5 protein-coding genes are annotated in these 5,644 nt (G+C 63.0%); all 5 read left to right on the top strand.

Translation table 11 applies throughout. The features are described 5' to 3' along the window. Positions 1-111 precede the first annotated feature (111 nt). Positions 112-855 (top strand): phosphoadenylyl-sulfate reductase, encoded by a 744-nt coding sequence (locus FJ222_11705; protein MBM4165087.1) that lies wholly within the window; start codon positions 112-114, stop codon positions 853-855. Continuing rightward, positions 852-1,760 carry a sulfate adenylyltransferase subunit CysD gene (cysD, locus tag FJ222_11710; GenBank protein ID MBM4165088.1) on the top strand — a complete coding sequence of 303 codons (909 nt, stop codon included), beginning with the start codon at positions 852-854 and terminating at the stop codon, positions 1,758-1,760. Before FJ222_11705 ends, cysD begins: the two co-directional genes overlap by 4 nt. 52 nt (positions 1,761-1,812) lie before the next feature. After that, a complete protein-coding gene (gene cysN / locus FJ222_11715) occupies positions 1,813-3,675 on the top strand; it encodes a sulfate adenylyltransferase subunit CysN (protein MBM4165089.1) in 1,863 nt (620 codons plus the stop codon). A gap of 45 nt (positions 3,676-3,720) precedes the next feature. Then, positions 3,721-4,767, top strand: a complete 1,047-nt coding sequence (gene hemB, locus FJ222_11720; GenBank protein MBM4165090.1) for a porphobilinogen synthase — start codon at positions 3,721-3,723, stop codon at positions 4,765-4,767. After that, positions 4,767-5,644: alpha-L-arabinofuranosidase (locus FJ222_11725; GenBank protein ID MBM4165091.1), on the top strand; the 878-nt coding region annotated here is incomplete at its 3' end. The genes hemB and FJ222_11725, both read left to right, overlap by 1 nt.

The raw sequence follows: 5,644 nt of genomic DNA on the forward strand, positions 1-5,644 counted from the left end.
ACATTCGCCCCCCCAGAAGCCGCACGAAAAAAAATATCCATAATGTCTATTGACATACATCAGTATAAGCGTTATTCTCTTACACATTTCAAAGCGTAAGAGGGCACAGGGATGACGACAGAACAGCTAAACGCGGAGCTTGAAGGCCAGGAAGCCGAGACGGTGATCCGCCGCGCGTGGGAGACGTTTGGCGAGGATTTGGTGTTTGCGACCTCGCTGGCGGCGGAGGACCAGATCATCACCGAAATCATCGCCCGCAACCGCTGGCCGATTGCGCTGGTGACGTTGGACACGGGTCGGCTCTTTCCGGAGACTTACGCCTTGCTGGCGGAGACGGAGCGGCGTTACGGGATCAAGATCCGGGTGTTCTTCCCCGATCACGTGCAGGTCGAGGAGATGGTGGCAGAGCAGGGGATCAATCTTTTCTATGACCGTGTTGAGAATCGGCAGCGGTGCTGCCGCGTGCGCAAGATTGAGCCGCTGAGGCGGGCGCTCGCACCCTATCGGGCGTGGGTCTGCGGCCTGCGCCGCGAGCAGTCGGTCACGCGCACCGCGACCCGGGTCGTCGAGCACGACGCCGCGAACGGGTTGGTGAAGATCAGCCCGCTGGCGGACTGGGACGAGCAGCGGGTGTGGGCCGCGATCGCCGCGCGGCAGGTCCCCTACAGCCCGTTGCATGACCAAGGCTTCCGCAGCATCGGTTGCGCGTGCTGCACGCGTGCGGTGACGCGCACCGAGGGCGTCCGCTCCGGCCGCTGGTGGTGGGAAGAGCCCGAACACAAGGAGTGCGGACTGCATGTGGGCACACGCCACCCCAACGCTGAACCTTCAACCCTTCCAGGAGAACGGACATGAGCGACACATCCCTGAATCAACTCAAACAACTCGAAGCCGAGAGCATCCACATCTTCCGCGATGCGGCGAGCCAGGCGCAGAACCCGATTCTGCTCTACTCCATTGGCAAGGACTCCTCCGTGCTGGTGCGGCTGGCGCAGAAGGCCTTCTATCCGGGGCGTCTGCCCTTCAAGCTGCTGCACATCAACACCACGTGGAAGTTCCGGGAGATGATCGCCTTCCGAGACCGTTTCTGCGCGGAGCAGGGGCTTGAGCTGATCGTCCGCTCGAACGAGCAGGGGCTTGCGGACGGCGTCAACCCCTTCGACTACGGCAGCCGCAAATACACCGACATCATGAAGACGCAGGCCCTGCTGCAGACGCTGAAGGAGGGTAAGCACGATCTGGCCTTCGGCGGCGCGCGCCGCGACGAGGAGAAATCGCGCGCCAAGGAGCGGGTCTTCTCCTTCCGCGACAAGCACCAGCAGTGGGACCCCAAGAACCAGCGGCCCGAGCTGTGGAACATCTACAACGCGCGGGTCAGCCCCGGCGAGAGCGTGCGGGTCTTCCCGCTCTCCAACTGGACCGAGGTTGACATCTGGCAGTACATCCGGCACGAGAAAATCCCGATCGTGCCGCTCTACTTCGCCGCGCCGCGTCCGGTGGTGGAACGCGACGGCCAGTGGATCCTGGTGGATGACGAGCGGATGCGCCTGCACCCGGGCGAGCGCCCGGTCCAAAAGATGGTGCGCTTCCGGACGCTGGGCTGCTACCCGCTCACCGGCGCCGTCGAATCGCAGGCGACAACCATCGAGGAGATCGTGGCCGAAACGCTGCAGGTGCGCGTGAGCGAACGCTCGACACGGGTTATCGATCACGACGGCGATTCGTCCATGGAGCAGAAGAAACGCGAAGGGTATTTCTAAAAACCGGAAGGACGCCGCCCCGGGCCGTCCGCAGCGCAAAGGAGAACGTCGCATGAACCCCATTGAAGCCTATCTGGACGAGTACGAGAACAAGAACCTGCTGCGCTTCATCACCTGCGGCTCGGTCGATGACGGCAAATCGACGCTGATCGGCCGCCTGCTGTACGACAGCAAGTTGATCTATGAGGACCAGCTCAGCGCGCTGCAGGATGCGAGCGAGAAGAACGGCACCACGGGCGCCGGGCAAATCGATTACGCCCTGCTGCTGGACGGGCTGAAGGCCGAGCGGGAGCAGGGGATCACCATCGACGTGGCCTACCGCTATTTCTCGACGCCGCGGCGCAAATTCATCATCGCCGACACGCCGGGGCACGAGCAGTATACGCGCAACATGGCCACGGGCGCCTCCACCGCCAATCTGGCCGTGATCCTCATCGACGCGCGCACCGGCGTGGTGACGCAGACCCGACGCCACGCCTTCATCGCGTCGCTGCTGGGGATCAAGCACCTGTTGGTTGCGGTCAACAAGATGGATATCGGCGGGTACAACCACGAGACCTTCCTGACTATCCGGCAGGCCTTCAGCGACTTCGCGCAGAAGCTCGACATCCCGGATATCCGCTTTGTGCCGCTCTCTGCCCTGAAGGGGACGAATGTCGCGACCCGGACGCCTGAGCTGACGCCCTGGTACACCGGCCCTTCGTTGCTGGAACTGCTGGAGACGGTCGATATCTCGCAAGACACCAATGTTCGCGATTTCCGCTTTCCGGTGCAGGTCGTGACCCGGCCGCACCTGAACTTCCGAGGCTTTGCGGGTACCGTGGTCTCGGGCACGGTCAAACCCGGCGACGCCATCCGCGTGCTCCCCTCCAACAAGACGTCCCGGGTCAAGCGGATTGTGACGGCCGACGGCGATCTCGCCGCCGCCGCCGCCCCGCAGGCCGTTACCCTGGAACTGACCGACGAGGTGGACATCAGCAGCGGCGACATGATCGTTCACCACAACAACCTGCCGCGCGTCAAAGACCGCTTCGAGGCGATTGTGATCTGGATGAGCGAAGCGCCGCTGCGGGCGGGCGCGCAGGTTCTGGTGCGCCACGCCGGCCGCTTTGTCAAGGCGCGCATCGAGGCGCTCCTCTATGCCATCGACGTCAACACCATGGAGCAGAAGGCCGTCGAGGAGCTGACCCTGAACGGCATCGGCCGCGTGGTCGTCGAGACCACCCAGCCGATCTACTTCGACCCCTATTCGGAAAACCGTGCGACAGGCAGCCTGATCTTCGTGCATCCGGTCAGCAATGCCACGGCGGGCGCCGCGATGATCACCGACAGCGTCTTCGTCGACGCGGACACGCCGCGCGTGGTGAGCGACGCGGCCACCCTGTTGAGAGGCCATGTGGAGCGACGCGAGTTCCACTGGGAGACGGGCCTGGTCTCTTCCAAAGACCGCCTGATCCGCAACCGCCACGTCGGCAAGGCCGTGATCATCACCGGCGCCTCGGCGTCGGCGGTCCAGGCCTTCGGCAAGGAGTTGGAACTGCGCCTCTTCAAGCTGAACCTGAACTCCTACTTCCTCGGCTTCTCGAGCCTCTCGCGCGGGCTGGCGTCCGACGTGCAGGACAATCGCTCGGAGCACGACGCGCAGATCCAGCGCCTGGGCGAGCTGGCCCGCATCCTGACCGATGCCGGGCTTATTTTCATCACGGCCCTGCCGACGGTCGATGCCTACACGGTCAGGCGCCTCAATGTCCTGAACCAGCCCAATGAGCTGCTGGTGGTCGCACTCGGGGAACCGTCCGCGCACGGGGTCCCGGTCACGATCACCATCGGCGAGCCGGAATCGGTCGAACACAAGGTCGAGGCGGTGCTGAACCTGCTGGTCAACCAACGGGTGATCCCCGACTACTGCATCTGATTGCCGGCGCTTGAAGGGGTTTGGCACGATCCGCAAGGAGTAACGATGGCCGCAGCAACCTATCTGTATCCATATTTTGTGACTGAGAAACCGCGCGCGCGTGAGCGTATTCCGCATTTTCCCGGCGTCTATCGCTGGGGCGTGGACACGTTGCTACGCGATATGCAGGCGTCGGTCGATGCGGGCGTGCGGGCGTTTCTTCTGTTTGGCGTGCCGCAGCGCAAAGACCGGGAGGGAAGCGGCGCGTGGGATGAACAGTCAGCGGTCTGCCGGGCGCTGCGTCATGCGCGCAAGGAATTCGGCACGCACGTGACGTTGGTCAGCGACGTCTGTTTGTGCGCCTATACCGATCACGGCCATTGCGCCATTCTGCGCGAGTGTGATGGCGGTGTTGTGGATCGTGACCCCGAGCGCACGCTCACGGCTTTAGCTCGTAGTGCATGCGCGCATGCTGACGCGGGTGCTGACTGGGTCGCGCCCTCAGCTATGGCGCGCCATCAGGTCAGCGCAATACGCCGGGCGCTTGACGATACCGGGATGCACGCCGTGCGTGTGATGGGATATTCGGCAAAGTTTGATTCAAATTTCTACGGGCCGTTTCGAAATGCCGCACGCAGCGCGCCGCGTTTTGGCGATCGCAAATCCTATCAACTGGATGGCGCTGATCGTGCCGGGGCGTTGGCCCGTATTCGCGAAGATGAGTCGGAAGGTGCGGCCATGGTCATCGTCAAGCCAGCGCTTGCCTATCTGGATATCATTTCTGACGCGGCCGGGGCAGTGAAGGTGCCTGTGGCTGCGTATAATGTCAGCGGCGAATACACGATGGTCAAGGAAGGTGCTCGAAAAGGTCTGTGGCGTGAGCGTGCGATGGTCGAGGAACTGATGACGTCGATTGCCCGCGCAGGCGCCAGCACCATTATTAGCTACCATGCGCGGGAATTGATGACGTGGCGCAAGGAGCGCGGATTACACCCTGAATATTGCCGTGCACTAACGGACGGGTTCCAGCGTTCCTGCGGAAAGGATTTCCACCCCGTTTCAAAAATGGTACTATTCCCGCATTCTTTTTCTTGGCCGACAACGGGCGAATGATGACTACGACCCTCATGGTGGATCCAGCGCCCAGGTTCGGGTTGTCCCCCAACCTGTACATGCAGTTCATGGAACCCCTCGGAACGACCGACGGCTCCGTGGCGGCGGCATGGGATCATGTGCGGGGGGACTGGCGGCAGGATGTGGTCGATGCAACCGCCGAACTCGCGCCGCCGTTGATGCGCTTCGGCGGGTGTTTCAGCTCCTACTATCGCTGGCGCGAAGGCGTCGGTCTCCGGCAGCGCCGTAGACCCATGCACAATCTGCTCTGGGGCGGAATGGAGAGCAACCACGTCGGAACGCACGAGTTCGTGGACTTCTGCAGACGCGTCGGCAGCCAGCCGTTTTTCTGCGTGAACTTCGAATCCGACGGCCGGCGACACTGGGCGCGTCCGCCCTGCGGCGGCGTCCGATCCGCGGGTCCCGCCGAAGCGGCGGCCTGGGTGGATTACTGCAATAATCCCCAGAATGCGTTGCGCAGGAAGAACGGCGCCGCAGAACCGTTCAATCTGAAACTGTGGCAGGTGGGTAACGAAACGTCGTACGATCCGCTGGGCTACGACTGCGAAACGGCTGCCCGCCGCACCATCGCCTTTGCAAAGGCCATGCGTCGGAAGGATCCGGAGATCACGATCATCGGCTGGGGCGATAGCGGCTGGGCGAAACGGATGCTCGACATCGCGGGCGAACACATGGACGTGCTCGCCTTCCACAACATGTTCCGCGCCGGATCCGCGGAGGCGACGTCGCCTCTGAGGAACAGCAATTTCCGGGTCGACCCGGACGCGACCTGGGCGCACCTGATGAACGCCTGGCGGGAGCCGCAGGAAAAGATCGAAAGAATCCGCTCCGAGATCGGGGGCTCGTCCATTCCAGT

The sequence above is a fragment of the Lentisphaerota bacterium genome (assembly GCA_016873675.1).
Classification (GTDB): domain Bacteria; phylum Verrucomicrobiota; class Kiritimatiellia; order RFP12; family JAAYNR01; genus VGWG01.

Bases quoted from the DNA above. Each gene is read 5' to 3' on its own strand.
- FJ222_11705 (MBM4165087.1), top strand. From the start codon at position 112: ATGACGACAGAACAGCTAAACGCGGAGCTTGAAGGCCAGGAAGCCGAG.
- cysD (MBM4165088.1), top strand. From the start codon at position 852: ATGAGCGACACATCCCTGAATCAACTCAAACAACTCGAAGCCGAGAGC.
- cysN (MBM4165089.1), top strand. From the start codon at position 1,813: ATGAACCCCATTGAAGCCTATCTGGACGAGTACGAGAACAAGAACCTG.
- hemB (MBM4165090.1), top strand. From the start codon at position 3,721: ATGGCCGCAGCAACCTATCTGTATCCATATTTTGTGACTGAGAAACCG.